The sequence below is a fragment of the Synechocystis sp. FACHB-383 genome (assembly GCF_014698605.1).
GTDB classification, from domain to species: Bacteria; Cyanobacteriota; Cyanobacteriia; order Cyanobacteriales; family Microcystaceae; genus Synechocystis; species Synechocystis salina.
The window spans coordinates 1-26,967 of the sequence record NZ_JACJTJ010000008.1 but is presented as its reverse complement, the minus strand read 5'-3'; the positions used below and the strand labels follow the sequence as shown (position 1 = coordinate 26,967).

Here is a 26,967-nt window from a genome sequence, read left to right as displayed (position 1 = left end):
GGCTTCTCTCCCCTAGGGAAGTAAGGCTAAATCCCTTAGTACGGACTGTAGTTGTTCAGTGTGACTAGAGGACAGGGCACAGAGGGGGGGTCTGAAGGCTCCCACGGGCCAACCCTGGAGTCCTAGGGCCGTTTTGACCGGGATGGGGTTGGTGGCGCAGAAGAGAATTTTAAATAGGGGGATTAACTGCAGATGAATTTCGAGGGCTTGGGCCGTTGCTCCCTGGGCAAAGTTTTGCACCATGGCCCGGAGGCGATCGCCAACGAGATGGCTGGCCACGCTGACCACCCCGGCCCCTCCCACTGCCAAAAGGGGTAAAGTGAGCACATCATCCCCGGCATAGATAGCAAAATCCTCCGGGGTATGGGCCCGGATCAGGGAAGCTTGTTCCAAACTGCCGGTGGCTTCTTTGATGGCCACAATGTTTTCCACTTCCGCCAGACGATACACCGTTTCCGGAGCCAAATTTTGGCCCGTTCTACCGGGGATGTTATACAACATCATGGGCAACTCCGGGGCACAGCGGGCGATCGCCTGGAAATGGGCCAATAAACCTTCCTGGGGCGGTTTGTTATAGTAGGGCACCACTTGGAGGGAACCATCTACCCCCAACTTGGCCGCAATCTGGGTTGCTTCCATGGCCTCCCTGGTGCAGTTGGAGCCGGTGCCGGCAATGACGGAGCCCCGATCGCCGACGGTTTGTTTAACCACCCGAAACAGTTCATGTTCTTCCTCCCAGGAAAGGGTGGGGGATTCCCCCGTAGTGCCACAGACCACCAGTCCGTCACTGCCATGGGTAATAAGATGGTCAGCCAATTTTTCCGCTACCCCATAATCCACCCCGCCATCGGCATTAAAGGGGGTGACCATAGCAGTTAACACAGAGCCAAAGGGGGAAGCGTTCACAAAATCAGCCATAGACTATCTCAACGGAAAAAGGGCAACGGGCAAGTGACCATCGGTGGGTTTGGAAAAATTCTACAGCCAACCCCGCTCCACTAACAGTTCGGCGATTTGCACCGCATTGAGGGCCGCCCCTTTACGAATCTGGTCACCGCACAACCACAGGTCCAAACCATTGGGGTGGGAAATATCCTGGCGAATCCGCCCCACCAACACATCATCCTGGCCGGTAGCATCTATAGGCATGGGGAAATAATTTTTTTGCCAATCCTCCACCAGTTTTACCCCTGGGGCCTTGGCGATCGCCGTTTTGGCCAATTCCACCGGGAACGGCGTGGCAAATTCCAAGTTAACCGCTTCTGAGTGGGCCCGGAGCACCGGTACCCGCACACAGGTAGCCGTAATTCTGATCTCCTCGGCGGCGAAAATTTTCCGCGTTTCCTGCACCATTTTCATTTCCTCTTCACAGTAATGATTGGCTGTGATGGGGGAATTGTGGGGAAAGAGGTTAAACGCTAGGGGATAGGGCAAAATTTCGGCTTGGGGAGTTTTTCCTGCCAGGATATCCCGACTTTGGTGTTTGACTTCCTCCATGGCCATGGCCCCAGCCCCACTGGCGGACTGATAGGTGGCCACCACAATGCGTTGAATGGGTTGAATTTGGTGCAAGGGATAGATGGCCACCCCCATTAAAATTGTCGTGCAGTTGGGGTTGGCAATGATGCCTTGGTGATTTTGGGCCGCCTCGGGATTGATTTCGGGCACCACGAGGGGCACTTCCGGCACCATGCGAAAAGCGCTGGAATTATCCACCATCACCGCTCCAGCCTTGGTAATTTCCTCGGCCCAACGTTTGGAGGTGGAACCCCCTGCGGAGGCTAATACCAGGTCACAGTCTTTAAAGGCTGACCCGTCCACCACCTGGATCGGTAACTTTTCCCCCTGAAACTCCAGGGTTTTCCCCGCAGAACGGGGCGATGCTAACAGTTTTAAATCCGCCAGGGGAAAATTCCGGCTGGCCAGTAGCTCCAGTAATTCTGTGCCAACGGCCCCAGTGGCCCCCAGGATGGCAACGCGTATCGGTGATGGCAAGGCTTACTCCTCCAGTAGCTAATCAGGATCAAAAGATGGACAAGGTGCTCAGACAGTGGCATTAAGCTCAATTAAACCGCTCAATCCAGCCAAGTTGGTCAAAGTCATTGGGGCAAAAAATCAGCAAGATAAAGAAAAAATAGGTTGTGGCGCAGGGCATTTCCCGGTAAACAGCAAGGCCATTATTGAATTGTCCAGCTAGAAAAATTATTGATTTTGCCCAATTTGTTCAAACCGGTCTGGGTGGCCACCACGGCGGAAAGACTTACCCATGGAACAATGGGCCCAGCGGGAAAAGATTCTTGCCCTAGGGAAAAATGGCACCCGGCTTATATTATGATCAATTGGGTTGACCGCCACAGGTCTTCCCCGAGTCATTGCGTTGCGGGGCTAGAAGGGAAACATTTCCCTCGGTCTAAGTGAACCTAGCATAGCACGGGTAGAAGGGCCCACAGACCAATTTCTGTAGTCCTTCCCAGCCCTCCAGGGGTGAACTTAGTGCCCACTGCCCCCATTGTTTCACCATCGAGATTTCCCATCAATGAAAGTTACCCAGGAAAAATTGCCAGATAGTCAAGTTGGGCTAGAAATTGAGATTCCCGCCACAGCGTCGAAAAAGGTTTACGAGAACGTCGTCAAAAAGTTAACCCGCACCGTTAATATTCCTGGGTTCCGTCGGGGTAAGGTGCCCAGGGCCATTGTGATCCAGCGTTTGGGACAAAGCTACATTAAGGCCACGGCCATTGAAGAGTTGATCGACGACAGTATTAAGGCGGCTGTCAAGCAAGAGGAATTGCCCATCATCGGCAATTTTTCCCTGCGCTCGGACATGGAGAACTTGATCCAGACCTTCGACCCCGATGCGTCCCTCACCATTAAAGTGGCGGCGGATGTGTTCCCCGAAGCGGAGTATGAGGCGGAAAGCTATAAAAAAATCACCGCCCAGGCGGAAGAAATTGAGTATAGTGCCGATGCTGTTGAGCAGTGGCTCAAGGGAGAACAGGAAAAACGGGCTACCCTAGTGCCAGTGGAGGATCGTGCTGCGGCCATGGGGGATGTGGCCATTGTGGACTATGCCGCTTTTGAAGTGGCGGAGGATGGCCAAGCCGGAGAGGCGATCGCCGAAGTGAAGGGTTCCGATTTTGAAGTGGCCCTGGAGGAAGGTCGTTTTGTTACCGGGATTGTGGATGGCATTGACGGCATGGCGATCGACGAAACCAAACTCATTCCGGTTACTTTTCCTGAAGACTACCCCCTAGAAGCGGTGGCCGGGGAAGACGTGCTGTTTGAAATTAAGCTCAAGGAAATTAAATTCCGGGAACTACCCGAATTGGACGATGACTTTGCTGAAGATGTCAGCGAGTTTGAAACCATGGATGAACTGAGGGCAGATCTGGAGAAGCAATTCCAGGACCAGGCCAAACAGCGCACCGATGACAATATTAAAGCCGCCATTAAGCAAAAATTGGGGGAACTGTTCACCGGGGATTTACCGGAAACCATGATCAAACAAGAGTGCGATCGCCTGGTGGCCCAAACCGCCATGGAATTAGAACGCATGGGCCTGGATGTTTCCCAGCTCTTCCGCCAGGGGGACGATATGCTCCAAACCCTCAAGGACAATTCCCGCCCGGAGGCGATCGCCAACCTGAAAACCCAACTGATGATGGGGGCGATCGCCAAGGATGAAAAAATTGAGCCCACCGAAGCAGAAATTAAGGAACGCTGCGACGAACTCCGTCAGGAATTCAAGGGAGAAAAGATCGACGAAGACCGGCTGGTAAGCTTTGTGGAAAGTTCTCTGATAGAAAATAAAGTGCTAGACCGGCTCAAGGAGTGGGCCACCATCGAACTATTGCCCGAAGGTAGCCTCAACCAAACGGAAGAAACTGAGGACGACGACGGAGACGAAATCACCGTTGACGTGGAAGCTACCTCCGAAGCCTAGGGTCCATTGCCCCAGCTCACACTTTCGGTCTGGGACCCACGCCGGGCTTCCGTAAACCAGAGAGAAACATCCCTGGAGTTGGCAAATTGACAGGGCAGACTAACCTCCTGCCCTCCCGACCCTAGGACGGTGCCCCCCCAAGGCTCAGGCAAATCTAGGTAAGATGAGACCATGTCAGCAACAAAGTTGAGTTAACCTAAAGCAAAGCAAGGGAAAAATCATTTCTTTCCCCTACCCTTGGACGCTAGTTTGATCGCCGTCCGCTTTTTTCTTAATTTCCCCTACCTTCTCCGTACCGAACCCATGGTCAACTCCCGTTCTCCCTACCGTTCCCCCCTCAGCGCCCTAGGGGGCAATAACATCCAAAGCGTTGTTCCCATGGTGGTGGAACAGTCTGGCATGGGGGAGCGATCCTTCGACATTTACTCCCGTCTGCTGAGGGAAAGAATTATCTTTTTGGGCACCCCCGTGGACGACCAAGTGGCGGACTCCATTGTGGCCCAGCTACTATTCTTGGACGCAGAGGACCCGGAAAAAGATATCCAACTCTACATCAACTCCCCGGGAGGCTCGGTCTATGCGGGATTGGCTATCTATGACACCATGCAACAGATCCGCCCCGATGTGGTCACCATCTGTTTTGGGCTAGCCGCCAGCATGGGAGCCTTTTTGCTTTCCGGTGGCTGTAAAGGAAAACGCATGGCTTTGCCTAGTTCCCGTATCATGATCCACCAACCCCTAGGGGGAGCCCAGGGTCAAGCAGTGGAAATTGAAATTCAGGCCAGGGAAATCCTGTACATCAAACACCGTCTTAACACTATGTTAGTGGAACACACTGGCCAACCCATGGAGAAACTCCAGGAAGATACGGAAAGGGATTTCTTTATGTCTGCGGAGGAAGCAAAGGAGTATGGCCTCATCGACCAGGTAATTTACCGCCCCAACCTTCCCGATCCCACTACCCCCGTCACCTCCCTCGGTTAGTTTTATGCCCAAATACGACTCCCATCTGAAATGTTCTTTTTGTGGCAAATCCCAGGAGCAAGTCCGCAAATTAATTGCTGGCCCTGGTGTATATATTTGTGACGAGTGTGTGGAACTCTGTAACGATATTTTAGATGAGGAGTTGTTGGATGTTCCCCCTGCCACAGTTGGGGACAGGGAAGGGGGAGGCCAAAAGCCGAAAAAATCTAGCCAGCCCCGCCGCCGCCTCACCCTAGAGGAATTACCCAAGCCCACGGCGATCAAACAGTACTTGGATGAGTATGTGATTGGCCAAGATGAGGCCAAAAAGGTACTTTCCGTTGCTGTTTATAATCATTACAAACGCTTAAACTTGCTGGAGCGCAATCAGGAAGCGGATCCCGGCGAGGCGGTAGAATTACAAAAATCGAATATCCTCCTGGTGGGGCCCACGGGCTCCGGTAAAACCCTGCTAGCCCAAACCCTGGCGAAGATTTTAGAAGTACCCTTTGCTGTGGCCGATGCCACTACCCTGACGGAAGCGGGCTACGTGGGGGAGGATGTGGAAAATATTTTGTTAAGACTCCTCCAGGTGGCGGATTTGGATGTGGAGGAGGCCCAGCGGGGCATTATTTACATTGATGAAATTGATAAAATTGCCCGCAAAAGTGAGAACCCTTCTATTACTAGGGATGTGTCCGGGGAAGGGGTACAACAAGCATTGCTGAAAATGTTGGAAGGAACGGTGGCCAATGTCCCCCCCCAGGGAGGCAGAAAACATCCTTACCAAGATTGTATTCAAATTGATACTAGTAACATTCTCTTTATCTGCGGTGGGGCCTTTGTAGGTTTAGAGAAAGTCATTGAACAACGATTTGGCAAAAAATCCATGGGTTTTGTTCGCCCAGGGGAGGGACCCAGCAAGGAAAAGCGTACCGCCGATGTGCTCCGTCAAGCAGAGCCAGATGATTTGGTCAAATTTGGCCTAATCCCTGAGTTTATCGGTCGGATTCCAGTGATGGCCTGCCTGAACCCCCTGGATGAGGATGCCCTGATTGCTATTTTGACCCAGCCGCGCAATGCCATTGTGAAGCAGTACCAAACTTTGCTGGGCATGGACCATGTTGAGTTGGATTTTCAACCCGATGCGGTGCGGGCGATCGCCACGGAGGCCCACCGTCGTAAAACCGGGGCGAGGGCGTTACGGGGCATTGTGGAGGAATTAATGCTGGACGTGATGTATGAGTTGCCTTCCCGGGAAGATTTAACCCACTGCTTGATTACTAGGGAAATGGTGGAAAAACGCTCCACAGCAGAATTATTGCTCCATCCTTCTTCTTTGCCTAAACCGGAATCTGCTTAGGTTCACCCTTTTGTTTTTCAGCAGTTAAAGACTGGTTGGAATTGCCACAACCCATGACTGCCATCTTAAATGAATACAGGCTAAGTTAGTGAGTTTAATGTGAATAAAGTTAGTAATTTAAAGTGGGGCTAAATTGCTGCCGAGATTTGCGTTTTTTCATAATTTATCTGGAGTTAATGCCATGACGCAAACTGCTATACAGCCAACAACCCTCTATGAAATTGATTATTTACTTTGGACTGAAGAAATAATCGCCCAACTGAAAGCCAGGGATTTTGAACATCTAGATGTGGAAAATTTAATTGAGGAGATTGCAGATTTGGGGCGATCGCAAAAGCGAGAACTGAGACAGCGCTTGGCTACTTTGCTGGAGCACTTACTCAAGCGAATTTATGTGGGTATGCCCCAAGAATATAATGGTTGGGAGCGGACCATCCGAGAACAGCGCCGCCAGATTAGGTTTGAGATTAAAGCCTCCCCCAGTCTGAAATCAATTTGGGAGCAGTCCTTTGATTTAGCTTGGGAATTTGCCTTAGAAACGGTTCGTGATGACTATGCCGAGTTTAATTTTCCTGACTTGTGGCCATGGGAGTCTGACATTGACACCGTCTTGACAGTTAACTTTTGGGAAATTCAGTAAATTCTCCATAATCCTAGCTACCCTCGTTACAAAGGGAAATTGGGAATTTAGTGTCCCTCGCCACAATTTTCCGGGTCAGGGTTGATAAACTGCCTATACGGACGGTGTTTTCCTGTCCATAGGCTTTGCCGATCGCCGTTTGTTCCGTTTAACTATGCAGAATTCCAATCAACGGCTCAAGCTGGGGGTATTGTTTTTTGCTGTCACCCTAGTTTTGGCCACTTTGGGCTACATCTGTTTTGGTTGGACAACGACGGAAGCGGTGTACATGGTGGTAATTACCGTTTTTGGGGTGGGCTATGGGGAAGTACGTCCCCTCACAACGCCGGCGGAAAGGTTATTCACCATGGGGGTTATCCTAGCGGGCACCACCTCTGCGGTCTATATTGTCGGAGCATTTGTGCAAATGGTGACGGAGGGAGAAATCCATCGGGCTTTGGGGAATCAACAACGGCAACGGCAAATTGCCAATTTGACTGACCACACGATTATTTGCGGTTTTGGGCGCATGGGGCAGGTCTTGGCAAAGCAATTGAAGCAGTCCGGTTTGCCCTTTGGCATCATTGATAATCAACCAAGCCAAGTGGCGATCGCCGAATCCTTGGGTTATCTGGCCCACTGTGGGGATGCCACCAGGGAAGAACAACTGCAAATGCTGGGGGTAATGAAAGCCCAAACCCTAGCCACCGTATTACCGGAAGATGCCACCAACGTTTTTATTACCCTGACCGCCCGGGAACTTAACGCCCGTTTGACCATTTTAGCCCGGGGGGAAATTCCCGAAACAGAGAGAAAATTGCGGCTCGCCGGGGCAGACCAAGTTATTTTACCCCTCACAGTGGGGGCCATTCAGATGGCGGATTTAATCACCCAGTCAAATCGCCGGGATTTTCTCCATCGGCCCGATGAACGGGGCTTTTTAAATGATCTGTTGGCCAGCGTAGAAGTGCAAATGGACGAATTAATTGTGGCGCCGGATTCCCCCGCCATGGGTCGTACCATTATGGAAATGGAAGTCCGCAGTAAGGGAGCTTTCATTGTCATTGCCCTACGACGGGCTGATGGTAGTACTATTCTCCATCCCCACCCTTCCCAAATTTTGAACGAGAACGACACCATCATTGTTATTGGTCACCGTTCCGAGATTCCCCGCTTTGCCGAACAGTATCAGTTCAAGCGTAAACAACTCAAAGCCCGTTGGCAAGAGACGGCCCTGACACCATGACCTCCATCGATACACTCTGGGTCTTGCTCTGTGCTGGCTTAGTATTCTTTATGCAAGCCGGTTTTATGTGTTTGGAGTCGGGGCTAACCCGTTCCAAAAATAGTATTAACGTTGCCATTAAAAACTTTGCTGACTTTGGTATCTCCGTTGCTCTTTTTTGGGCATTTGGCTTCAGCATCATGTTTGGCCTATCCCAGGGGGGTTGGTGGGGAGAGGGCTATAACTTTGTCAGTGTCGGCGGGAAGCCATCCTTAGCGGTCTTTTTTCTTTTCCAAGCCATGTTCTGTGGCACTGCCACCACTATTATTTCCGGAGCGGCGGCGGAACGGCTTAAATTTTCCGCTTATCTGTTGGTGGCCGGTCTAGCCTCTGGGCTAATTTATCCGCTCTTTGGCGGCTGGGCTTGGAATGGCTTGGCCACAGCGGCGGGCATCGAAACCATGGGGGGCTGGCTAGAAAATTTAGGATTTCGGGATTTTGCGGGCTCCACCGTAGTTCATAGCGTCGGGGCCTGGGTGGGTTTGGCCACCATTTTGGTCGTCGGTCCCCGGCAAGGTCGTTTCCCTAAAACTGGCAAAGCAGCAAAAATTCAGGGCTCCAATATGCCCTTTTCCGTTCTCGGCACCTTAATTCTTTGGTTCGGCTGGTTGGGCTTCAATGGGGGCAGCACTCTCGCACTAACTCCCGCTGTGCCGGGCATCATTGTCAACACTGTGTTGGCCGGGGTCGGGGGCATGTTGATGGCAGGGTTGATCAGCCTACTCCAAGACAAAATGATCCAAGTGGAACCCCTGATGAATGGTTCCCTGGCTGGGTTGGTGGCCATTACCGCCGGGGCCAATGTGGTCATCACTCCGATCGCCATAGTGATTGGGGCTACGGGAGCGGCGATCGCCCACTTAGTAGGCAGACAAATGTTGCACTGGGGAGTGGATGATGCGGTGGATGCGGTGGCGGTCCATGGCGGGGCTGGGGTCTGGGGCACCCTTTGTGTGGGTCTATTTGGTCAATTGGCGTTGGTGGATACAGGACTGAATCGTTGGCAACAATGCGGAGTACAAATATTGGGTGTTGGCATTTGTGCCCTCTTGGCCTTCGGCTCAGCCTGGATAGTTTTAACCTTTCTGAACCGGGTTTTCAGCCTACGCATCTCTCCCGAGGACGAGGAAATTGGTTTAAACGTGTCTGAACACCAAGCCACCACCGAAACCTATGAACTTTTTCAGGTGATGGACCGCCAGGCTAAAACCCATGATTTGAGTTTGCGGGTGCCGGTCAATCCCTTCACTGAAGTGGGGCACATTGCCGGCCGCTATAACCAAGTGATGGATGCCTTTGAAGTTCGCCATCACCGCAGTGTGGAGGACTTAGCCCAAATTTATTACGTTACAGCAGCGATCGCCGCCGCCATTGAAAATAACAGTTTTAAAGCCGACCAGTTGGGGTTGGAGGAAGTCACTAATCGGGCCGATGAATTGGGGGCGTTGGCCAGAACCATTCAACAAATGGCGGAAATGCTCCAGCAGAGAGACCAAGAACTGATCGCCGTTAAACAGCAATTGGTGCTCCAGCAACAAAAACAACAAAATGGCAACATTGGCACCACGGATTGATGCTTCCAGGCAATGGGGGAAAGTTAAACTTCACCATACAAAGCGGCGATCGCCTGTTGAGGATTGGGTTGTTTCACTAGGGATTCTCCCACCAACACCGCCCGGGCCCCGGCCTGCCCTAGTATTTGTAGATCAGCTAATTCATAAATACCGGATTCACTCACCACAGTAATGCCCTTTTCGGTTAATTGCTCCCGTCGCTGGGCTAAAAGATCCGCTGTAGTTTGCAAATCAACAGTAAAAGCCTGCAAATTGCGATTATTAATGCCAATCAGTTGGACCCCTTCCAGGGCCAACACCCGGTCCATTTCCTCCAGGGTGTGGACTTCCACCAGGGCAGCCATGCCCAGACCTTGGATAATTTTGAGGAAATAAGGTAAATCCTTATCACTGAGAATGGCGGCAATTAACAACACCGCATCGGCCCCCCGGCTCCGGGCTAGATAAATTTGGTAGGGGTAAATAATAAATTCCTTACACAGCAGGGGTAACTGCACCGCTGAGCGCACCAGTTGCAAATTTTCAAAACTGCCCTGGAAAAATTTCTCGTCCGTCAACACCGACAAACAGTTTGCCCCACCCGCTTCATAGGCCTTGGCGATCGCCACTGGGTCAAAATCAGCCCGAATAATGCCCTTACTGGGGGAGGCTTTTTTCACTTCTGCAATTAAAGCCGGTTGACGCTGGCTCTGGCGCAATGCTCCGACAAAATCCAAAGGAGCAGCCATGTCCTTAACCAAACTCTGGAGTTTGACCAAGGGCACCAATTCCCGCCGTTGGGCCACTTCCTTTTCCTTGTGCCAGACAATTTCCTCCAGAATGTGCCGGGGAGCCGCTTCCGGATGCTTAATTTGGTATTGGAGAATGTCAACGTTAATAGGGGGATTGGGAGGACGGCGACGAATTTCCATAAATTGCAGTCAATGCGAGGGATTATGTTGGTGGCTAGATGGTGAAACTAACCTAGTCCGATCTTAGATAGTAGGATGGAATTGTTAATTTTGTCGGCAGTGCCCCGCTGGTTGACGGCATCAGTTCACTTTCAATACTATTCTTTCAACTCCCAACCCCATCCCGTGCCCCCTTTCTGGAGCGATTACGAAAAAGTACTTTTACGGATTGTGCTCACCAGCTTAACGGCTCTGCTCGTATTACTCTGCCTTTGTCTGGGCTACCGTTTGGTTCGTTTCACCCTACTGGGGTTTTGACAAAGCCCGCTCCAGGGGCTTAGGGCAAGGGTAAACTTACTGAGGAAATCCAATCCAAGTTGAAGTTGATCCTTTGGGCTAAACTACTGGTTTGATTTTCGCTTCCACTGCATTTACCTTTATGCCCAATAGCGACCTGTTACCCAACCTTGATTCCTGTTTAACTACTCTCCGCACCGTCGGTTGGGGGGCCATGGCAATCCTCCAGTCCTACTACAACGGCGATAATCAGACTAATTTGAACGCCAACGAAGATAAACAGGATGGCCCGGTTACGGCGGCGGATTTGGCGGCTAACAAATATATTTTAGCTACCCTGCAGGAGACCTTTAGCCCAGAGGAATTTGGCTATCTGAGTGAAGAAACTCATCAGGGCAACGAGCCATTACCCCAGGATTGGGTCTGGATCATTGACCCCCTCGACGGTACCAGGGATTTTATTGATAAAACCGGGGAATATGCTCTACACATTGCTCTGACCTATCGCCAGCGGCCGGTCTTAGCCCTGGTGGGTATGCCAGAGGCAGAAAAGCTTTATTACGCCGTCCAAGGCCAGGGTTGTTTTCGGGAGACCAAAGCAGGGGAAGTGACTCGGTTGCAAGTAACCTCTAAATCGGATTCTAGCCCCTTAACCCTAGTGGTGAGCCGCAGCCATCGGGACCAACGTTTTCAGGATTTGATTGACCGTTTACCCTTTGGCGATCGCCATTATGTGGGCAGTGTGGGCTGTAAAATCGTCACCATTTTGGAGGGACAAAGCGATGTGTACATTTCCCTCTCTGGTAAATCCGCCGCTAAGGATTGGGACTTTGCGGCCCCGGAATTAATTCTCACCGAAGCAGGGGGGAAGTTTACCTATTTTGACCAAACCCCTGTGGTATATAACCGGGGAGACGTGCGGCAATGGGGCGGCATCATGGCCACTAACAGTTCTCGCCATGGAGCTTTGTGTGGGCAAGCGGTACAAATCCTAGCCGAACTGGATCGGAATAGTTAACCCAATGGCTCAAGCTGAAGCGGCCCAACGTTGGTTAGGCATTGATCCTGGTTTAGCCATTATTGGTTGGGCTATTCTGGATGGTCAACCGGATCTATCTGCCCAACTGGTGGACTACGGCATCATCGAAACCTCCAAGCACCTCAGCACCCCGCGACGGCTGGTGGAAATTGAGCAAGATATTCACGCCCTATTGGAAGAATTTTCTCCCCAGGCGATCGCCATGGAAATGCCTTTCTTTAGTAGGCAAATCAAAGCGGCCGGGGGCGTAATGCAGGCCTTGGGGGTGATCAACCTGGTTATTTACCGGGAAAAGAGCATTCAACCCATCTTTTTGCACCAATCCAGTTGGAAATGCCATCTGGGCAACGGTAAAGCCAATAAAGCCGAGGTGGCCGCCATGGTGCAAAATTTTTTTGGTCTGGAGGATCTGCCCATTGATGACAGTGTGGATGCCATTGCCATTGCCCTGGCTGGACTAAACGGAGTCCGCAACGAGATCAATTAAGGTACGGAGGTGGGGATTTCTGGGCAACCATGTAGGGGCGAGAGTTTGCTACAGTAAACACTACAGAAGCCTTGTCAATTATTGTTAAGCAAAACATCGACGCATTATGCCTGGGGATTATTACCAAACGCTCGGAGTGACGCGGGATGCCAATAAAGATGAAATCAAACGAGCCTACCGTCGGTTAGCCCGCAAATATCATCCTGACGTTAATAAAGAACCAGGAGCAGAGGAAAAATTTAAAGAAATTAACCGGGCCTACGAAGTCCTCTCCGAGCCGGAAATTCGTCAGCGCTACGACCAATTTGGCGAAGCAGGGGTCAGCAGTGGCGGCGCCCAGGGCTTTGATGTGGGCAATATGGGAGACTTTGCCGACATCTTTGAAACCATTTTTGGTGGCTTCGGTGGCGGCATGGGGGGGCAACAACGGGGTCGTCGCCGGGCTAATGGCCCCACCAGGGGGGATGACCTCAGGCTCGATTTACAGTTAACTTTCCAGGAAGCTATTTTTGGTGGCGAAAAAGAAATTCGCATTCCCCACCTGGAATCCTGTCAGGTCTGTGAAGGCACTGGCGCTAAACCGGGTACCGGAGTTAAAACCTGTGGCACCTGTAACGGCGCTGGCCAGGTCCGCCGGGCCACCCGCACTCCTTTTGGTAGTTTTGCCCAGGTTTCCACCTGTCCCACCTGCAACGGCACCGGGGAAGTGATTGAAGAAAAATGCGAAGCCTGCAACGGAGTCGGTCGTAAACAGGAAACGAAAAAGCTCAAAATTACCATCCCCGCTGGGGTAGACGATGGTACCCGTCTGCGGGTGGGCAAAGAAGGGGATGCCGGTCTACGGGGCGGCCCCGCCGGAGATCTATACGTCTTCCTGATGGTGGAAACGGATAAGAACTTTGTCCGGGAAGGGATGAATATTCGTTCCAACTTGGAAGTGAGTTATCTCCAAGCTATCCTAGGTTGTCGTTTGGAAGTGGACACGGTGGATGGTAAAGCGGAACTGACTATTCCGGCCGGCACCCAACCCAACACCGTATTGACCCTAGAAAATAAAGGGGTGCCCAAATTAGGTAACGCCACCATCCGGGGAGACCATCTAATTACCATTAAAGTACAGATTCCCACCCGCATTAACTCCGAAGAACGGGAACTGCTGGAACGGCTGGCTACCATTAAGGGTGAGAGCCATGGCAAAGGAGGCTTGGAAGGATTTTTAGGGGGACTATTCCATAAATGAGCCAGGACAATGAACCAATTTTGCTCGATTTGCGGGGCACTCCCTGTCCGATTAACTTTGTCCGCACTAAGCTCAAACTGGCCCAGATGGCCCCAGGACAGTGCCTGGAAGTCTGGCTGGATGGGGGAGAGCCGGTGGAGCAGGTGCCCCATAGCCTGGAATTGGAGGGCTATACAAAACAATCCCTACGGGCACTGGAGGGAGAATCGGCCTATTGTTTGACCATTACCGTTCCGGTGGCAGTTCCCTAGGGGGCTAGGGGTTAACAATGACCAAAGCGACGGATGACGGCACGGTTATTGCTGTTCAAGCTAACTACTATTGGGTGCGTTTGCGGAACGTGACTGCCCAGCCACTGCTCTGCACCCGCCGTACCCGTCTGAAAAAAGTAGGGCAGAAGGTCATGGTAGGGGATCAAGTCCGGGTGGAATTACCTCCTTCCTTGCTATTACAGGGTCAAGGCAAGGCGATGGAAGTGCCCATGGTGGCCGAGGGAGATTTAGGGGCGATCGCCAAAGTTTATCCCCGCCGTACTGTGTTGGAACGGCCGCCGGTGGCCAATGCGGAACAAATTTGTTTAGTCTTTGCCCTCACCGATCCCCCTCTGGAAGAATGGCAGTTGAGTCGATTCCTGGTGCAAGCGGAAGCCACTGGGTTGGAAATTAGCCTTTGCCTCAATAAACAGGATCTGGTGGAGGAAACAGAGGTTAAATTCTGGGGCGATCGCCTAACTAATTGGGGCTATACACCGATCATCCTCAGCGTGCAAAATTGCTGGGGCGTGGAAAAATTACAAGCAAAATTAAAACACCGTATTAGCCTCATGGCTGGCCCCTCTGGCGTGGGCAAATCTAGTCTGATCAACCTGCTGGTGCCCGGGGTGGAGCAACGGGTGAAAAAAGTATCGGGCAAATTACGGAAAGGACGCCACACCACTCGCCATGTGGAACTATTCGACCTCCCCGCCGGGGGACTACTGGCCGATACCCCAGGCTTCAACCAACCGGACTTGGCCGTTGAACCGGCCCAACTAATTCATCTCTTTCCCGAAGCCCGCCAGCAATTGACAGGGCGAGAATGTTTTTTTAAAGACTGTCTCCATCGAGGGGAACCGGACTGTGCTGTGGGGCAAGACTGGGAGCGCTATGACCATTACTTAGCCTTCCTAGAGGAAGTTCTGGCCCAGCAAAATCCCGAACAGCCCAAGGAAGCGGACACAGGCTTGAAAACTAAAACCGGCAGTGATGGCCAGGAGTATGATGAGCCGAAATTAGAGACTAAAAAATACCGTCGCCATTCCCGTCGCCAGGAGCATCAAGAACTCCAGAGTTTTTGTGAGCAAACGGATTTAGATAATTTGCAGGAGGACTGGGATTGGGAATAGACCGGGACGTTAAGCCCAGAAGCAGTGGAGTACTAAATTAAAAACCATAACCAAAACCAATCAATTAATCATTTTCCCAACATTCGGAGGACATCAAGTCACCAATCTGATCCCGCAGTAAATAGTCATTTCTTTCTAACTCACATTCCACACAGACCCATTCCCGGGCAGGAATATACTGACAGAGGACATAAATCGGTTGGTGACGACTCACCGTGCCCCGCTCCACTAACAGGCGGGCTTCATCCTTGAGCATATTGATATCGTAGTCGAAGGAGGAAAGGGGAGTTAAAGTTGCAGTACTCATAGAAAGTCACCAAAATTCGGAGATCGAAACCTACACACAACTATAACCTAACCCCAAATACAAACAAAGGGGGGCTTTGCTGTATTATCTATTACAATTCTTTGCTCTCCCGTATAAATACCTAATTTTTCTAGGCTTTGGGCAACCATAAAATTTTTGTTAAGGTTTTGCCGATGGTTCTTGGTTGGCAGTTTTGTGGCTGAATTTGCCTTGCCCCAATCACGATATACTCAATGGCGATGATCAGGACAGAAAACCATTATGGTGGCGGTTGCAGTGTTAGCAGCGGGGAAGGGCACCCGCATGAAATCGGACTTACCCAAAGTGCTCCATCAATTGGGGGGCTATAGTTTGGTGGAAAGGGTATTGCAAAGTTGCCGTCCCCTCACCCCCGAGAGACAAATATTGATTGTGGGTTATCAGGCCGCCGCGGTGGAATCTTCCTTGGCCGGGCGATCGGACGTGGAATTTGTGGAGCAAAAGGAACAATTGGGCACTGGCCACGCCATTCAGCAGTTACTGCCTTGCCTCGAGGGCTACCAAGGGGATTTGTTGGTGCTCAACGGCGATGCCCCCCTACTGCGGTCGGCAACTTTGGAAAATTTGATTGCCACCCACCAACGCCATGGCAATGCGGCCACCCTGCTCACAGCCCATTTACCAGACCCAAAGGGCTATGGCCGGGTATTTTGTAACGGAGATAATCGGGTGACGCAAATTGTCGAAGACCGGGATTGTAATGCAGCCCAACGGCAAAACCATCGGGTGAATGGGGGCATTTATTGTTTTCACTGGCCTCGGTTAGCGGCGGCTCTGCCCAAATTGTCGGCCAACAATGATCAACAGGAATATTACCTGACAGAAGTGGTGGACTACCTAGACCAGGTGATGGCGGTGGATGTGGACGATTATTTGGAAATTAACGGCATCAATGACCGTAAACAGTTGGCAGCGGCCAATGATATTTTGCAAAATCGCATCAAGGATGACTGGATGGCCCAAGGCATTACTTTGATAAACCCTGATAGCATCACCATTGACGATACGGTGGTGCTGGAGGCGGATGTGATCATTGAACCCAACACCCACCTGCGGGGTAAAACGGTCATCGGTCGGGGCAGTCGCATTGGCCCTGGTAGTTTGATCGAGGATAGTACCGTCGGATCTGATTCTTCCGTTCTATTTTCTGTGGTCAGCCAGAGTCAGGTTGGGGATGGTTGTCGCCTTGGCCCCTATAGCCACATTCGGGGAGAAGCGGATATTCAAGCCCACTGTCGCATTGGTAATTTTGTCGAAGTCAAAAAATCTGTCATTGGCGCCCAAACTAATGTGGCCCACCTGAGTTATCTGGGGGATGCGCTACTTGGGGAGCGGGTTAATGTGGGGGCCGGTACCATTACCGCTAATTATGACGGGGTGAGTAAGCATGCCACGGTGATTGGTAGTGGCACTAAAACGGGGGCCAATAGTGTCTTCGTAGCTCCCGTGCAGGTGGGGGAAGGGGTAACGGTGGCGGCGGGATCGGTGATCAATCGGGATGTGCCGGCGGGATCTTTGGCGATCGCCAGGCCGCGGCAACGTATCATTGATAATTGGCAAGTGCCCCCAGCCCCGCAGTCGGGTCAACCTTAAATTGTTATGCTCACCATTGCTTTACCGAAAGGCTCGTTGTTGCGGGATAGTATTGACCGTTTCCAGCAAATTGGCCTAGATTTTTCTGCTTTCCTCGAACCCAAAAACCGTCAGCTACAAATTGTTGATCCCACCCATCGGGCCAAGGCTTTGTTGGTAAGAGCTTGGGATGTGCCGGTGTATGTGGAATATGGCCAGGCCCAGTTGGGCATTGTGGGCTATGACATTCTGCGGGAGAAAAAACCAGCGGTGGCCCAGTTGGCAGATTTAAATTTTGGGGGCTGTCGTCTTTCGGTGGCGGTGCCCCAAGCAAGTCCCTATCGGCGATCGGTGGATTTACCGCCCCATGGCCGGGTGGCTTCTAAGTTTGTCCATTGTGCGTTGGAGCATTTCCGTCGTTTGGATTTACCGGTGGAGATTATTCCCCTCTACGGTTCGGTGGAGTTGGGGCCCATCACGGGCATGTCGGAAGCCATTGTGGATTTGGTTTCCACTGGCCGCACTCTCCAGGAAAATGGCTTGGTGGAAATTGAAGTTTTGTTCGACAGTAGTGCCCGGCTCATTGCCCATCCCCTCAGTTATCGGGTTAATGGCGATCGCCTGTTGGATTGGGTGGAAAAATTACGGTCGGTGATCTAATCTTCTTGGTCGGGCCACAGTAAACGCAGGGCCATGACGGTAAAACCCAGAGCAGCCAATGCTTTGAGTAACTTAGTAGGCAAAAACTGAGCTAAACTGCCCCCGGCCAAAACCCCAAGGAAACTGGCTAAAATTAACGCTGTCACAGAGCCGAAAAATACGGCCCGGGGAGATTTGGCACTGCCCCCTAAGGCGATCGCCGCCAGCTGACTTTTGTCTCCAATTTCCGCCAAAAAAACGGTAATAAAACTCAGACCAAATAGTTGCCAATCCATAGTGATGTCAAAACAGGAAATGTTAAGGGGAAGTTAATCCTTGTTCGCCGATTAAATAATCCACAAACTGCCTGGCAGTGCGGCCCGATCGCCCATTATGACGGGTAGCCCATTGCTTCGCCCGAAAATCTAACTCCGTTGCGGGCAAGTTAAGCTGCGCTTGTTTGGCCAGGTGATGTACTATCGCCAAATAGGTGTCCTGGTTAGCCGGCGGAAAAGTTAGAGTTAGGCCGAAACGATCACTAAAAGATAATTTTTCCTGCACTGTGTCCCAAGCCTGTACTTCATCAGCATCCTGGGGCGAAGGGCGATCGCCAAAAAATTCTCGGATTAAATGCCGGCGGTTACTGGTGGCATAAATGACCACATTGGCGGGTCGGGCGACCAGATCACCTTCCAACACAACCTTTAAACTTTTGAAACGTTCATCCTCCTCTTCAAAGGAGAGATCATCAACAAAAATGATAAATTTCTGCGGATAGCTGCGTAATTTTTCCACCAATAAAGGCAGGGTAATCAAATCCCGTGGAGAAACTTCCACCAAGCGCAAACCCCGATCGCCATACTGATTAACCAAGGCCTTAACCAAGGAAGATTTACCACTGCCCCGACTGCCATAGAGCAACACATTTAGCGCCGGCAGTCCCTGCAATAGACACTGGGTATTTTGACAAAGGACTTTTTGAGGCTCATCATAACCCACTAAATCCGCCAATTGAACACCATCAATTTGGGGTACCCCCTGTAGGTTTTCCCCCTGCCAACGAAAAGCCCGGTAATGGGCCACGGCCCCCACGCCTTTTTGCCGATAATGGCCCACCAGATAAGCCAAATTGTCTCCCCATTTTTGGCCGCTTTCTGCAGGAAAGGTCATTTGGTTGGGCACCTGCCAAGCCTTTAACGCCACTGGGGTTTGGGAAGCAATAATTACCCACTGCAAAATCTGCTCTGGTGGGCATTGATATACCATTTGGATCAAATTCAAATCGTGGCGAGCCGCATCCTCCAAACTGGTTGGCAATTGGGCCAGTTCTTCCCTCTGCACCCGCACACTAAATGGATTTTCATCCTCCAACAGGCGATCGAGCAAAAAATCCTGCCAACTTTGACCCACCTCCGCCAAATGACGAAACCATGCCCCATAGGCTTGCAGACAAACGGTGGCTTCCGGCTTTTGGTTAGTCCCATTGTGGTGCAAACAGCGCAACAAATCTAGAAAAGCCTCCCCAATGGGATGATCGAAAATACCTTGGTATAGCAACAGGCTCGAAACCTGATGGTACAAAGCTTTACTGGATGTGGCCAGTAGGGGGGTAGGGTAGGGAACCGTCATCAAATATCGTGCCAAAGTCTAGGGTAAAATTTCCCGGCCCACCGCTTTATAGCGACCCCAGGCCAAATGGGAACGGGGATCGACGTAATCTCGAATAATTACCCCCGACTGGGAAGCCCGCTCAAAGGCCACCAATAGGGGAATTTCCGTTGTGAACAGAGGTAAATTTTCCGCCTGCAATAACTGCCTTGCCTCTCGACCACTACGGGTACGGGCATCTACCTTGGTTAACAAAATTTTGTAGTTAACCTTGAGGGATGCCAACTGCTCCGCCGCCTTTAAAGTGGCATCCAAATCCAAGTGATTGGGGGTGGTGGGAATAATCAACAGATCGCTCCCCTCCGCCAAATCCCGAAACTCATCCAATTCCGGCATGGCCCTGGTGTCCACCACAATGTGGGGATATTTACGAATTAACGCCGTGGAGCCCGCCTGGGAAGCAACGTAGAAAGGTAATTTCTCTTCCCTGGCCCAAATCAACGCCGAACGGTTACGGTCCGCATCGATCAGCAATGTTTGATCCTTTTGTTGCAGATAGGCCGCCAGGTGGACAGCGGTGGTAGTTTTCCCAACGCCCCCTTTGAGGGCAGTGATGGCAATAATCATCGGCTAGGGCAAAAGAAAAAGGAGAGCGGTAACACTCTCCCAACTTTAGCTAATTGCTGATGTTTTGCTCAATTAGTTTTGTTTTTTAGCCATTTTTCGAGTGACGACTGTTTTACAAAACCTTAGAGAGCATTACCCCGGGGTAGTACTTCCTCAGGGAAGATAAAGTTTTCATGGGGTTGATCTTGGGGAGCCATCCAGGCGCGCATCCCTTCGTTCAACAAAATGTTTTTTGTATAAAACGTTTCAAATTCCGGGTCTTCCGCTGCCCGTAGTTCCTGGGAGACGAAGTCATAGGCCCGTAGGTTCAAGGCTAAACCAACAATACCCACCGAACTCATCCAGAGACCAGTTACCGGCACGAACAACATGAAGAAGTGCAACCACCGTTTGTTGGAGAAGGCAATACCGAAAATCTGAGACCAGAAACGGTTAGCGGTCACCATGGAATAGGTTTCTTCTGCTTGGGTGGGTTCAAATGCCCGGAAAGTGTTGGAATCTTCCCCATCTTCAAACAGGGTGTTTTCCACCGTGGCACCGTGGATGGCACACAATAGGGCGCCGCCCAAAATTCCTGCTACTCCCATCATGTGGAAGGGGTTCAAGGTCCAGTTGTGGAACCCTTGCAGGAACAAAATGAACCGGAAGATTCCCGCTACCCCAAAGCTGGGGGCAAAGAACCAACTAGATTGTCCCAGGGGGTACATCAAAAAGACGCTGACAAACACCGCAATGGGACCAGAAAAGGCGATGGCGTTGTAGGGACGAATACCCACCAGACGGGAAATTTCGAACTGACGCAGCATAAAGCCAATCAGACCGAAGGCGCCGTGGAGGGCAACGAAGGGCCACAAACCACCAATTTGGAACCAGCGGGTCAGGTTACCTTGGGCTTCAGGCCCCCAGAGGAACAGGAGGGAATGGCCGAAGGCATCGGCGGGGGAAGAGACCGCCACGGTCAAAAAGTTAGCTCCTTCTAGGTATGAACTGGCTAGGCCGTGGGTGTACCAGGAAGTAACGAAGGTGGTGCCGGTGAGCCATCCCCCCAGGGCCATGAAGGCACAGGGGAAGAGCAGCAAACCAGACCAACCAATAAATACGAAACGATCACGCTTTAGCCAATCGTCGAGGACATCAAACCATCCTCTTTCGACTGGGGCGCGTCCGACTGCAATGGTCATGGCGCAAAATCTCCAAATAATAATTACGAAGGAAAATTTTCTCTCCCGATCGCCGACCCATGGCTTTGCCCGTCATTGGGAGCAAAAATGAGAAAGAACCGGGAAATCTTAATTTTTCTTAATGTTTCCCATTGTAAAGCAAATTTGAGGAATCTGCCAGTGGGAAAGGGATTGGCGCATAGTTACGGGTTAAAGCCAGCCCAATAACATTCCAGCTAGTAACACAAAGCCAATGATGACGTTTTGTCCAAAAATTTGACCGTATAGTTTTGGTTCCGGCGTGGGGGCACTGAGTTGGATGTATTGGATTACCCAACCCACAATGGCGATCGCCAAACTGAGCCAATAGAGGGGATTGAGCATTAGAATCATGCCCAAATAAAATAGACAGCCAATGGTGAGGGCAAAAAATATCCCCACCGCTTCCCCGACGTACTGACCAAAAAAGAGGGCACTGGAATTAACGCCAATGCGGCGATCATCTTCTCGATCCGCCATGGCGTAAACGGTGTCAAAACCGAGAGTCCAAAACACGGTGGCCCCCCAGAGTACCCAGGTGGCATTGGCCAAATCCCCTGTGACCGCACTCCAACTAATCAGTACAGCAAAGCCCCAAGCGATGGACAGAACTAACTGGGGCACCGGGAAAACTCTTTTCGCACCGGGGTAGGCAAGAATGACAGGCACCGCCGCCACACAGAGCCAAAAACTGAGGGGCGTGAGGTAGAAGGCTAGTCCTGCGGCACATAGCAAGGCCACTAATCCCACCCCAATGCCCACCTGCACGGAGAGGGTGCGGGCCGCTAACGGGCGTTGCTTGGTGCGTTCCACCTGGGGGTCAATGTCCCGGTCCCACAGGTCATTGACCACACAGCCTAAACCACTGGTGGCAAGGGTTCCCAAGGAGATGACACCCAACAAAGGTAGGGGCGGCAGACCTTGGGCCGCTAAACACACTGCCCATAGGGCTGGAATCATTAAAATCAGTCGGCCAGCGGGTTTGTGCCAGCGCAACAGGTAAATGATTGTTAACCAAAGGGGCTGGGAAGATGGGGTTTGGGCAACCATAGAAAAGATTAAAGGACTATTGGGGGGAAGGGGGACGGTCACTGCTCCAGGCCCACCAACCCTGACCACATTCACACTGGTAAAATTCCTGCCATTTGCGCCGTCGATCATCCCCTAACACTGGCGATCGCCGATTGATCCATGCCCTGAGGGCCTGGCGGGGGCCAGCCTGACATTGGGGACAACAAAAACCCCTGGCATGAACAGTATCCTCAACCCAAGGGGGAGGAGTGGGGTCAAAGACTTCCATGGGTTTCTGGCATGGGTAAGGGATGCAAAAGCTCGTCTGGCAATGGCGATCGCCGCAGTTTACCAATGGGGTTAATGGGTCCGATGACTAGAACTCGTCGGGGTAATTATTCATGGTGGCTTCAGCGTTGTCCCGCTTGGAGCCTAGTAAATCCAAATTATTGACCCGGATTACCGGTTTGGAACGGGGGGTACCGGAGTTCCGATCTTCCCAATGGTCAAATTTTAACGATCCTTGGATACCAATCAAACTGCCCTTTTTGACGTAGTTACCGGCTATTTCAGCAGTTTTACCCCAAATTTCGAGGTCAAACCAATCGGGGGGTTCATCCTTTTTGCTTGTGCGTCGATTTACCGCCAGGGTGAAGTTGCAGACTACATTACCGGACTCAAAATATTTAACTTCAGGGTCACGGCCGGCCCTTCCCACCAGATGGATGCTGTTCACTGACATAAAAATCTTTCCTTGGGATCTTGAAGATTTTCCGATACGCTATTAGCGGTTAGCCTCAGTTTAAAGTCAAACCTCCATCTTCGTCATCTCAACTTAATTTATTCAATCCAATTTATGACTTCCCCCTTTCCCCTGGTCGGCATCATCATGGGAAGCGATTCCGATCTCCCCACCATGGCAGCGGCGATCGCCATTTGTGAACAATTTGCCATACCCACGGAAGTGGCCATTGTTTCCGCCCATCGTACCCCAGAAAAAATGGTGGAGTATGCCCAAACTGCCCATCAGCGGGGTCTAAAGGTGATTATTGCCGGGGCAGGGGGAGCGGCCCATCTACCGGGCATGGTGGCGGCCCTCACGCCTTTGCCGGTGATCGGTGTGCCAGTGCAGACTAAAACCCTACAGGGAGTGGATTCCCTCTATTCCATTGTGCAAATGCCGGGGGGAATCCCCGTGGCCACAGTGGCGATCGGCAATGCCAAAAATGCTGGACTATTGGCAGTGCAAATTCTGGCTAGCCATAATCCCGTGTTGTTGGAAAAAGTACAAAAATATCGCCAAAGTTTAGAAACCATGGTCTTAGATAAGCAAACCCAACTGGAGCAACTAGGCTATCGAGCCTATCTGGAAAAGCAAAATCACTAATCCCTGACATCGTGGCGATCTACTAAGGCTCATCAGCGGAGTATGGCAAAATAATGCTTAATTAATTCGATCATTTCGATGTTAATTTGACCACCACATTGGGGAACCAGGGATCAGGGCTATGGGCATTAAGGCGTTGGCAGGCAGAGATCTATTGGCGATCGCCGATTTGACCATCGAGGAAATGAAATCACTCTTGCAGTTGGCGGCGGATCTTAAGTCCGGTGTGCTCAAGCCCCACTGTCAAAAAATTCTCGGTTTACTTTTTTATAAAGCCTCCACCCGCACCAGGGTTTCCTTCACGGCAGCCATGTACCAACTGGGAGGGCAAGTATTGGATTTAAACCCCAGTGTTACCCAAGTGGGTCGAGGGGAGCCGATTCAAGACACCGCCAGAGTTCTAGACCGCTACATTGACATTCTTGCTGTGCGGACCTTCAAACAAGCAGATCTGCAAACCTTTGCCGACCATGCCAAAATGCCCATCATCAATGCTTTGAGTGATCTGGAGCACCCCTGTCAAATTTTGGCCGATCTGCAAACTATCAAAGAATGCTTTGGTAAGTTGGCTGGCCTAACAGTGACCTACCTGGGGGATGGCAACAATGTAGCCCATTCCCTCATTCTGGGGGGGGTAATGATGGGAATGACAGTGCGGGTAGCTACGCCCAAAAACTATGAACCCTTGGCGGAAATTATCCAACAAGCCCAACAAATTGCCGCCCCAGGGGGAAAAGTGGAACTAACCGACGATCCCAAAGCCGCTGCCCAGGGAAGTCATATTCTCTACACCGACGTCTGGGCCAGCATGGGTCAGGAAGATTTGGCCGACAGCCGCATTCCCATTTTCCAGCCCTACCAAATTAACCAGGAACTCCTTGCCTTAGCCGATCCCGAAGCCATTGTGCTCCATTGTTTGCCAGCCCATCGGGGGGAAGAAATTACCGATGCAGTGATGGAAGGCCCCCAATCCCGACTGTGGGACCAAGCAGAAAATCGGATGCACGCCCAAAAAGCCCTCATGGTGGCCCTGTTGGGTTTGGTATAATGCCGCTCAATTTAGAACAAAATTAATGAAAACTAGTCATTTCCTCAGTTTAATTCGCCAGGAAAAACGGCAATTTGCGGTGATCGGCCTGGGTCGGTTTGGTCGGGCCGTGTGTGAAACCCTCCACGTCAATGGCTATGAGGTGTTGGGCATTGACCAGGACCCCAAATTGGTGGCGGAAGTGTTGGCTGATCGGGTGGTGGGCAACGCCATTAGTCTCGATTCCACCGATGACACAGCCCTGCGGGAGGCCGGCATTTTTGAAATTGAAACGGTGATTGTGGCGATCGGTAATTACCTCAAAGAAAGCATCATTACCTGTCTTAATCTCAAGGAAGGGGGCGTAAAATCTGTCGTAGCTAAGGTTTCTTCCGAGACCCACGAAAAAATTCTTAAGCGCCTAGGCGTAGATTTAATTATCTTTCCAGAGCATAAGGCCGGCCAGGACTTAGCCTATACTTTGACCACTCCGGCGATCGTTGACCGCTTCAAATTAGATCCCAACAACAGCATTGTCGAAATTCTAGTTCCTGAAGAATTTTGTGATAAAACTTTGGCCGAACTGCAACTGCGGAAAAACCATGGGGTCAGCGTTTTGGCAGTGGGCTATGAAGAAAAATTTAAAATCAACCCCCCTCCCCAGGAACGATTGCAACGGGGGATGATTCTAGTCCTCCTCGGTTCCAACGAAGATATTGGTCGTCTAGTCTAGTATTTAACAAATGAACAGTAACTAACTTAATTGCCCGTGATTCTGGCAATTCTGGGTGATCTTTGAAAAAATATGGAGGTCAGTCATCTGTCAAGTAAGCATTGAGTTTTCAGATTTCATCGAGGATTGCTATAGGGTATTTGGCGCTGACCAAAAACAGGTTACCAACTAGTCACCAGCAACAAAATTAAATAGTTTGCATCTTGATCCCCGGACCTTCACATCTTTAACGGTGCATGGGGGTGCCTTCAATTAAATTAAACCCACAGAGAAATAATATTTTTGATTAATGGGAAGAAAGTAGTGATAAAACATACGTTTTTTAGTTTAATTTTTCTGCTATTGCAGCCTGATTTAGCTTACGGTCAAGATAAAATCCTAGCTGATGTATTTTTTGTCAATTCTTCAGTCAAAAAGATTGATAATCTATCTATTGATTCAACTGTGGAGCATTTACAAAGTAGCAGAAAAAATTTAACCGACATCGATAATTTACAATACACTGAAAGTATTGTGGAGCTGGAAACCAGTTTTGAAAAGGTCGAGATAAAAAGTCCAAGCCTAGAATCTTTGACCAAATTTATTTTAGTCAATGAAAGCACCATTGGTCCCTCTGTTGTTGTTCCTAGCCCTAGGGCAAATCTAGACTTATCGTCGCCAACTTACCAACAAATACCGTTTCTAAAAGGAGAGGAGAATGTTAACTCTCCCAACATCGACACTTCTTCCCCTGTCAACGTTTGGCATTTAACCGATAAATATTTGACCCTTTCCCCTATTTCTTGGCACGTAGATTATACAGAACCGGATGTCAATAACTTCCCCTTTGGTATTGGGGCCGCCTACGATTTTGAAATTATTAATCCTAGCTACGGATTCTTAAATATTTTTGTTGAAAATTCCGTAGTTAGTGTAGAGTTTAATGTTTTTAGAGATTCAGATTTCGGCTATCCGTCGGCATATGCGGGTCTTAGTTTAAGAAGAAATATTTTTGCTAGTCCGATTCAAATTGGCTCTGCCATGGGGTTGCTTTATACCACACAACTCCAGGAGCTATCGGGAAGTCCGGTACTTCCGTTTATGTTGCCGTTTGTGCAAACCGACTTTGATAGTCCAATAAATTTACGGATAGTTTATATTCCATCCTTTGCAGACTACAATAGCCAACAATTTTTCTTTACCCTATTAATCAAAATTAATTAGTCCAATAGAATTGATCTTAATTTTTGGGATACATACCCCGCAGCTTGCTGCGACTACAAATGAAAACGATGTCCGAATGGCATTGTAAAGCGTAACTGAACCACGAAGTGTGTGAAGTGAAGCGCAGTGATACCCCGTTGCTTGCAGCGGGGAAGTTCATTCAATTCATAAAGATTTTTCTGAGTCTTTTTTTGTCAACAAAGAAAATTTATTTATTTGTTATTTTCTGATAGTGCTTGTATATAAAATTGAGGAATTAAGCAAAGAAAATAATAAGCTGAATATCTACAGAGCAAAAAAAACTTTGTGTAAATATTTAATCCCAGAAAAATTAAACTCATTAAAAGACGGCATAGAAAATATCATCAATAAATATAGCAAAGATTGCTAAGATTAGGACATAATATAGGGAAAGAGTTAGGAAAAAAGCGATGCCAGCCCCCTACAGTATAGATCTAAGAGAGAAAGCGGTAAGTGCAGTAGAAAAAGGAGAGAAGAAAAGCCATGTCTGCCGAACACTGAACATTAGTC

The 26,967-nt window shown here is 50.3% G+C and carries 29 protein-coding genes and 1 pseudogene; 19 read left to right on the top strand and 11 right to left on the bottom strand.

Going from position 1 to position 26,967, the window contains the following annotated elements; genetic code table 11:
* Positions 1-12: 12 nt before the first annotated feature.
* Together dapA and H6G45_RS00335 are read right to left on the bottom strand one after the other, a co-directional pair.
* On the bottom strand, positions 13-918 hold the full coding sequence (gene dapA, locus H6G45_RS00340) for a 4-hydroxy-tetrahydrodipicolinate synthase (RefSeq protein WP_190595503.1): 906 nt from the start codon (positions 916-918) through the stop codon (positions 13-15).
* Between the two features lie 60 nt (positions 919-978).
* On the bottom strand, positions 979-1,995 hold the full coding sequence (locus H6G45_RS00335) for an aspartate-semialdehyde dehydrogenase (RefSeq protein ID WP_190595501.1): 1,017 nt from the start codon (positions 1,993-1,995) through the stop codon (positions 979-981).
* A gap of 541 nt (positions 1,996-2,536) precedes the next feature.
* On the opposite strand from H6G45_RS00335, the gene tig reads away from it, so the two are divergent.
* From tig to H6G45_RS00305, 6 genes are all read left to right on the top strand, one after another.
* Positions 2,537-3,943 carry a trigger factor gene (tig, locus tag H6G45_RS00330; RefSeq protein WP_190595500.1) on the top strand — a complete coding sequence of 469 codons (1,407 nt, stop codon included), beginning with the start codon at positions 2,537-2,539 and terminating at the stop codon, positions 3,941-3,943.
* Positions 3,944-4,246: 303 nt separating this feature from the next.
* Positions 4,247-4,927, top strand: a complete 681-nt coding sequence (gene clpP, locus H6G45_RS00325; protein WP_190595539.1) for an ATP-dependent Clp endopeptidase proteolytic subunit ClpP — start codon at positions 4,247-4,249, stop codon at positions 4,925-4,927.
* A gap of 4 nt (positions 4,928-4,931) precedes the next feature.
* On the top strand, positions 4,932-6,269 hold the full coding sequence (gene clpX / locus H6G45_RS00320) for an ATP-dependent protease ATP-binding subunit ClpX (protein ID WP_190595497.1): 1,338 nt from the start codon (positions 4,932-4,934) through the stop codon (positions 6,267-6,269).
* A gap of 181 nt (positions 6,270-6,450) precedes the next feature.
* Entirely contained in the window at positions 6,451-6,909 is a 459-nt protein-coding gene (locus H6G45_RS00315; protein WP_190595495.1) for a DUF29 domain-containing protein, read from the top strand.
* Positions 6,910-7,063: 154 nt separating this feature from the next.
* Entirely contained in the window at positions 7,064-8,134 is a 1,071-nt protein-coding gene (locus tag H6G45_RS00310) for a potassium channel protein (RefSeq protein WP_190595493.1), read from the top strand.
* A complete protein-coding gene (locus H6G45_RS00305; protein WP_190595491.1) occupies positions 8,131-9,747 on the top strand; it encodes an ammonium transporter in 1,617 nt (538 codons plus the stop codon). The genes H6G45_RS00310 and H6G45_RS00305 overlap by 4 nt, the downstream gene beginning before the upstream one ends.
* Before the next feature lie 23 nt (positions 9,748-9,770).
* Here the strand turns inward: H6G45_RS00305 and trpC are convergent, their stop codons facing one another.
* Positions 9,771-10,658: an indole-3-glycerol phosphate synthase TrpC gene (gene trpC / locus H6G45_RS00300; RefSeq protein WP_190595488.1), complete on the bottom strand. Its 888-nt coding sequence runs from the start codon at positions 10,656-10,658 to the stop codon at positions 9,771-9,773.
* A gap of 75 nt (positions 10,659-10,733) precedes the next feature.
* Here trpC and H6G45_RS00295 point away from each other — a divergent pair, with 75 nt between their 5' ends.
* From H6G45_RS00295 to rsgA, 6 genes are all read left to right on the top strand, one after another.
* Positions 10,734-10,955 (top strand): hypothetical protein, encoded by a 222-nt coding sequence (locus H6G45_RS00295; protein WP_190595486.1) that lies wholly within the window; start codon positions 10,734-10,736, stop codon positions 10,953-10,955.
* A gap of 121 nt (positions 10,956-11,076) precedes the next feature.
* On the top strand, positions 11,077-11,952 hold the full coding sequence (locus H6G45_RS00290) for a 3'(2'),5'-bisphosphate nucleotidase CysQ (protein ID WP_190595485.1): 876 nt from the start codon (positions 11,077-11,079) through the stop codon (positions 11,950-11,952).
* A gap of 4 nt (positions 11,953-11,956) precedes the next feature.
* Positions 11,957-12,460, top strand: a complete 504-nt coding sequence (locus H6G45_RS00285; RefSeq protein ID WP_190595484.1) for a crossover junction endodeoxyribonuclease RuvC — start codon at positions 11,957-11,959, stop codon at positions 12,458-12,460.
* A gap of 106 nt (positions 12,461-12,566) precedes the next feature.
* Positions 12,567-13,700: a molecular chaperone DnaJ gene (gene dnaJ, locus H6G45_RS00280; protein WP_190595483.1), complete on the top strand. Its 1,134-nt coding sequence runs from the start codon at positions 12,567-12,569 to the stop codon at positions 13,698-13,700.
* Positions 13,697-13,951: a sulfurtransferase TusA family protein gene (locus tag H6G45_RS00275; protein ID WP_190595482.1), complete on the top strand. Its 255-nt coding sequence runs from the start codon at positions 13,697-13,699 to the stop codon at positions 13,949-13,951. Before dnaJ ends, H6G45_RS00275 begins: the two co-directional genes overlap by 4 nt.
* A 17-nt stretch (positions 13,952-13,968) precedes the next feature.
* The gene (gene rsgA, locus H6G45_RS00270; protein WP_190595481.1) at positions 13,969-15,084 is read left to right on the top strand and encodes a small ribosomal subunit biogenesis GTPase RsgA; all 1,116 of its coding nucleotides are present in this window, start codon (positions 13,969-13,971) and stop codon (positions 15,082-15,084) included.
* Positions 15,085-15,148: 64 nt separating this feature from the next.
* On the opposite strand, the gene H6G45_RS00265 is transcribed toward rsgA, so the two are convergent.
* A complete protein-coding gene (locus H6G45_RS00265) occupies positions 15,149-15,391 on the bottom strand; it encodes a DUF4327 family protein (protein ID WP_190595480.1) in 243 nt (80 codons plus the stop codon).
* Between the two features lie 261 nt (positions 15,392-15,652).
* Between H6G45_RS00265 and glmU the strand changes: the two genes are divergently transcribed.
* Positions 15,653-17,023, top strand: coding sequence for a bifunctional UDP-N-acetylglucosamine diphosphorylase/glucosamine-1-phosphate N-acetyltransferase GlmU (glmU, locus tag H6G45_RS00260; protein ID WP_190595479.1), 1,371 nt, complete (start codon positions 15,653-15,655; stop codon positions 17,021-17,023).
* Between the two features lie 6 nt (positions 17,024-17,029).
* The gene (gene hisG, locus H6G45_RS00255) at positions 17,030-17,662 is read left to right on the top strand and encodes an ATP phosphoribosyltransferase (protein WP_190595478.1); all 633 of its coding nucleotides are present in this window, start codon (positions 17,030-17,032) and stop codon (positions 17,660-17,662) included.
* On the opposite strand, the gene H6G45_RS00250 is transcribed toward hisG, so the two are convergent.
* The 7 genes from H6G45_RS00250 to H6G45_RS00220 all read right to left on the bottom strand — a co-directional run bounded on the left by H6G45_RS00250 (position 17,659) and on the right by H6G45_RS00220 (position 22,828).
* The gene (locus H6G45_RS00250) at positions 17,659-17,937 is read right to left on the bottom strand and encodes a TMEM165/GDT1 family protein (RefSeq protein WP_190595477.1); all 279 of its coding nucleotides are present in this window, start codon (positions 17,935-17,937) and stop codon (positions 17,659-17,661) included. The two genes, hisG and H6G45_RS00250, sit on opposite strands and share 4 nt — an antisense overlap.
* Before the next feature lie 22 nt (positions 17,938-17,959).
* Positions 17,960-19,270, bottom strand: coding sequence for an ATP-binding protein (locus tag H6G45_RS00245; RefSeq protein ID WP_190595476.1), 1,311 nt, complete (start codon positions 19,268-19,270; stop codon positions 17,960-17,962).
* An 18-nt stretch (positions 19,271-19,288) separates the two neighbouring features.
* Complete coding sequence (locus H6G45_RS00240) at positions 19,289-19,876, bottom strand: ParA family protein (RefSeq protein WP_010874075.1); 588 nt, start codon at positions 19,874-19,876, stop codon at positions 19,289-19,291.
* Between the two features lie 122 nt (positions 19,877-19,998).
* Positions 19,999-21,057: a photosystem II D2 protein (photosystem q(a) protein) gene (gene psbD, locus H6G45_RS00235; protein WP_010872429.1), complete on the bottom strand. Its 1,059-nt coding sequence runs from the start codon at positions 21,055-21,057 to the stop codon at positions 19,999-20,001.
* Positions 21,058-21,246: 189 nt separating this feature from the next.
* Entirely contained in the window at positions 21,247-22,125 is an 879-nt protein-coding gene (locus tag H6G45_RS00230) for a 4-hydroxybenzoate solanesyltransferase (protein ID WP_190595475.1), read from the bottom strand.
* A 16-nt stretch (positions 22,126-22,141) separates the two neighbouring features.
* Entirely contained in the window at positions 22,142-22,375 is a 234-nt protein-coding gene (locus H6G45_RS00225; RefSeq protein WP_190595474.1) for a hypothetical protein, read from the bottom strand.
* Positions 22,376-22,462: 87 nt separating this feature from the next.
* Complete coding sequence (locus H6G45_RS00220; RefSeq protein WP_190595473.1) at positions 22,463-22,828, bottom strand: single-stranded DNA-binding protein; 366 nt, start codon at positions 22,826-22,828, stop codon at positions 22,463-22,465.
* Between the two features lie 114 nt (positions 22,829-22,942).
* Between H6G45_RS00220 and purE the strand changes: the two genes are divergently transcribed.
* The 5 genes and pseudogenes from purE to H6G45_RS19375 all read left to right on the top strand — a co-directional run.
* The gene (gene purE / locus H6G45_RS00215) at positions 22,943-23,473 is read left to right on the top strand and encodes a 5-(carboxyamino)imidazole ribonucleotide mutase (protein ID WP_190595472.1); all 531 of its coding nucleotides are present in this window, start codon (positions 22,943-22,945) and stop codon (positions 23,471-23,473) included.
* 121 nt (positions 23,474-23,594) lie between these two features.
* Complete coding sequence (gene argF / locus H6G45_RS00210) at positions 23,595-24,521, top strand: ornithine carbamoyltransferase (protein ID WP_190595471.1); 927 nt, start codon at positions 23,595-23,597, stop codon at positions 24,519-24,521.
* Positions 24,522-24,546: 25 nt separating this feature from the next.
* The gene (locus H6G45_RS00205) at positions 24,547-25,233 is read left to right on the top strand and encodes a TrkA family potassium uptake protein (RefSeq protein WP_190595470.1); all 687 of its coding nucleotides are present in this window, start codon (positions 24,547-24,549) and stop codon (positions 25,231-25,233) included.
* 303 nt (positions 25,234-25,536) lie between these two features.
* Positions 25,537-26,436 carry a hypothetical protein gene (locus H6G45_RS00200; RefSeq protein WP_190595469.1) on the top strand — a complete coding sequence of 300 codons (900 nt, stop codon included), beginning with the start codon at positions 25,537-25,539 and terminating at the stop codon, positions 26,434-26,436.
* A 431-nt stretch (positions 26,437-26,867) separates the two neighbouring features.
* Positions 26,868-26,967 (top strand): annotated as a pseudogene (locus tag H6G45_RS19375) (IS630 family transposase); the annotation flags it as partial.